Genomic DNA, 3,686 nt, shown 5'->3' on the forward strand with positions numbered 1-3,686 from the left:
CCCGTCACCTCGCCATTCATAACAAACCCTCCCGTAGGGTTATTTGCATCAGCAATAGCACTAAGATTAATGGCGCTGCTGTTGACTTTGCCAAACACAACATAAGATTTACCTGCAAATGATTTACCACTTGGATCGGCACCCTGCGTACCTACAATCAAATCATCCAAGCCATCGCCATTGACATCGCCTGCACTGGAGACTGAGCCGCCACTATAATCACTCGTTGCCTCGCCATTAATCACAAAGCCTCCTGTAGGGTTGTTTGCAGCAGCAATAGCACTCAGATTAATAGCACTACCATCCGCTTTACCAAATACAACATAAGATTTACCTGCATTTGATTTACCACTTGGATCGGCATATGTAGCACCCACAATCAAATCATCCAAGCCATCGCCATTGACATCGCCTGCGCTGGAGACTGAGTAGCCACTACGATCATTCGCCACCTCACCATTAATCACAAAGCCTCCTGTAGGGTTGTTTGCATCAGCAATAGCACTCAGATTAATGGCGCTGCTGTTGGCTTTACCAAACACAACATAAGATTTACCTGTCCATGTCTCACTATCCCAAGCACCCACAATCAAATCATCCAAGCCATCGCCATTGACATCGCCTGCGCTGGAGACTGAGTAGCCACTACGATCATTCGCCACCTCGCCATTAATCACAAAGCCTCCTGTAGGGTTGTTTGCATCAGCAATAGTGCTTAGATTAATAGCATTACTGTTGGCTTTACCAAACACAACATAAGATTTACCTGCATCTGATTTGCCACTCGGGTCGGCAGTCCAAGCACCCACAATCAAATCATCTAAACCATCGCCGTTGACATCGCCTGCGCTGGAGACTGAGAAGCCACTACGATTATCCTCTGCCTCACCATTAATCACAAAGCCCCCTGCTGTCGGGTTGTCTGCATCAACAATGGCACTTAGATTAATAGCACTACTGTTGGCTTTACCAAATACAACATAAGATTTACCTGTCCATATCTGACTACCCCAAGCACCCACAATCAAATCATCTAAACCATCGCCGTTGATATCGCCTGCGCTGGAGACTGAGTAGCCACTACGATCATCCGCTGCCTCACCATTAATCACAAAACCCCCTGTGGAGTTGTTTGCATCAGCAATAGCACTCAGATTAATAGCACTACCATCCGCTTTACCAAATACAACATAAGATTTACCTGCATTTGATTTGCCACTTAGATCGGCAAAAGGAGCACCCACAATCAAATCATCCAAGCCATCGCCGTTGACATCGCCTGCGCTGGAGACTGAGTAGCCACTTTGGTCGCCTGCCACCTTGCCATTAATAACAAAGCCGCGATGCATATCTTTCATGCTAACACCTTGTTGAACCCAAAGTGCAGCTTTGGTATCAGTGCTGGCATAACCATGGGTATAAACATCATAAGTAACATCGCCTTCAGTTCTAGTAATGCCTGACACCTTGATAAAGCCTGATATACTCACAGTGTCACCACTATCCCCTAACACTTTAAGAATATTGGTGCTGGTAGAAGCATCTAATAGGTCATTCAGATTGAGTTTCAAGGTATTGTTGCCTGAGCCCCTAATATCAATTATTTCAATATCTCGAATACGGGTATTGCTGATTTTGGTTAAATCCAAGATTAGACTTGCACCGTCTAATTTAAGAGTATCAACGCCACCACCGCCATCCACACGGGCACGGTTGCCTGTGCCGGTTTTTTCTAATGCAGTGATATTGCTGGCGTTAATGAGAATACTATCTGTGCCTAAGCCGGCGTTAAATACATCCATGCCACCATTGCCTGTTAGGGTATCGTTGCCAGCGCCGGCAACGAAGATTTCATCGCGACTGGCGCCTGTGAATGTGTTGGCATTTTTATCACCGAGATAATCAATGGTGTGTTTGGGATTACCGCCCAGTTTTGCTAAGTCTATGGCATTGGTGTCGGTTTTGCCGAAGATGACATAAGATTTACCTGAGTCATGGCCATTTGGATTAGCATACTTAGCACCCACAATCAAATCATCCAAGCCGTCGCCATTGACATCGCCTGCAGAGGAGACTGAGGCGCCACTCTCACCACCCGTCACCTCGCCATTCATAACAAACCCTCCCGTAGGGTTATTTGCATCAGCAATAGCGCTAAGATTAATGGCGCTGCTGTTGATTTTGCCAAACACAACATAAGATTTACCTGCAAATGATTTACCATCTGGATTGGCATATGGAGCACCCACAATCAAATCATCCAAGCCATCGCCGTTGACATCGCCTGCACTGGAGACAGACCAGCCACTATAATTCTCTGCCGCCTCGCCATTAATAACAAATCCCCCTGTAGGGTTGCTTACATCAGCAATCACACTCAGATCAATGGCACTATTGTTGGCTTTACCAAACACAACATAAGTTTTACCCGCCTCTGATTTACTGCTTGGATCGCCCTTATAGGCGCTCACAATCAAATCATCCAAGCCATCGCCGTTGACATCGCCTGCGTTGGAGACTGAGAAGCCACTATAATCATATTTTATCTCGCCATTGATAACAAAGCCCCCTGTCGGGTTGTTTGCATCAGCAATAGTACTCAGATCAATAGCATTACCGTTGGTTTTACCAAATACAACATAAGATTTACCTACATTCGATTTACCATTTAGGTTGGCGCGTCCAGCACCCACAATCAAATCATCCAAGCCATCGCCGTTGACATCGCCTGCACTGGAGACTGAGAGACCACTCCAATCATTCGTTTCCTCACCATTGATAACAAAGCCTCCTAGAGAGTTGCTAGCAGCAATAGTGCTTAGATTAATGGCACTGCTATCCGCTTTACCAAATACAACATAAGATTTACCTGCATCTAATTTACCACTTAGGTCGGCGTGTGCAGCACCCACAATCAAATCATCCAAGCCATCGCCGTTGACATCGCCTGCGCTGGAGACTGAGATGCCACTCCAATCATTCGCTTCCTCACCATTGATAACAAAGCCTCCTGAAGAGTTGCCAGTAGCAATAGTGCTTAGATTAATGGCACTGCTATCCGCTTTGCCAAATACAACATAAGATTTACCTACATCTTTTTTACCATTTAGGTCGGCGTGCGTAGCACCCACAATCAAATCATCTAAGCCATCGCCGTTGACATCGCCTGCGCTGGAGACTGAGATGCCATTTTTATCACTCGCTGCCGCACCATTAATCACAAAGCCCCCTATGGGGTTGTTTGCATCAGCAATGGCGCTTAGATCAATAGCACTACCGTCGGCTTTACCAAACACAACATAAGATTTACCTGCATTTAATTTACCACTTGGATCGGCATACCTAGCACCCACAATCAAATCATCCAAGCCATCGCCGTTGACATCACCTGCACAGGAGACTGAGACGCCACTTTGATCACCTCTCGTCTCGCCATTGATAACAAAACCACGCTGCGGCTCTTGTAATAAAGCGGTTGGTGGGTCTGAATCAACAGAATTTTGGGCTTTGGCGTCAACGGTTATTGTGTTTGCACTACTGGCTACTGCTGGTGTGGCTAATTGTATGGCGTTGCCTGTAGTATCTTTAATGCTGCCAGCGTTTAAAGACAAGGCAGTTGTGGTGGCAGTTATGCCAGTTGTTGCCGTGTCACCGCTGGCTATTGTGTAACTAAACACTAAGATGTT

The 3,686-nt window shown here is 46.1% G+C and carries 1 protein-coding gene; it reads right to left on the reverse strand.

Translation table 11 applies throughout. The features are described from left to right. The coding region (locus BBROOKSOX_RS09500) for a beta strand repeat-containing protein (RefSeq protein ID WP_445013901.1) at nucleotides 1–3,677 on the reverse strand (3,677 nt) is incomplete at its 3' end. Nucleotides 3,678–3,686 lie beyond the last annotated feature (9 nt).

The organism is bacterium endosymbiont of Bathymodiolus sp. 5 South, assembly GCF_900128535.1.
Taxonomy (GTDB): domain Bacteria; phylum Pseudomonadota; class Gammaproteobacteria; order PS1; family Pseudothioglobaceae; genus Thiodubiliella.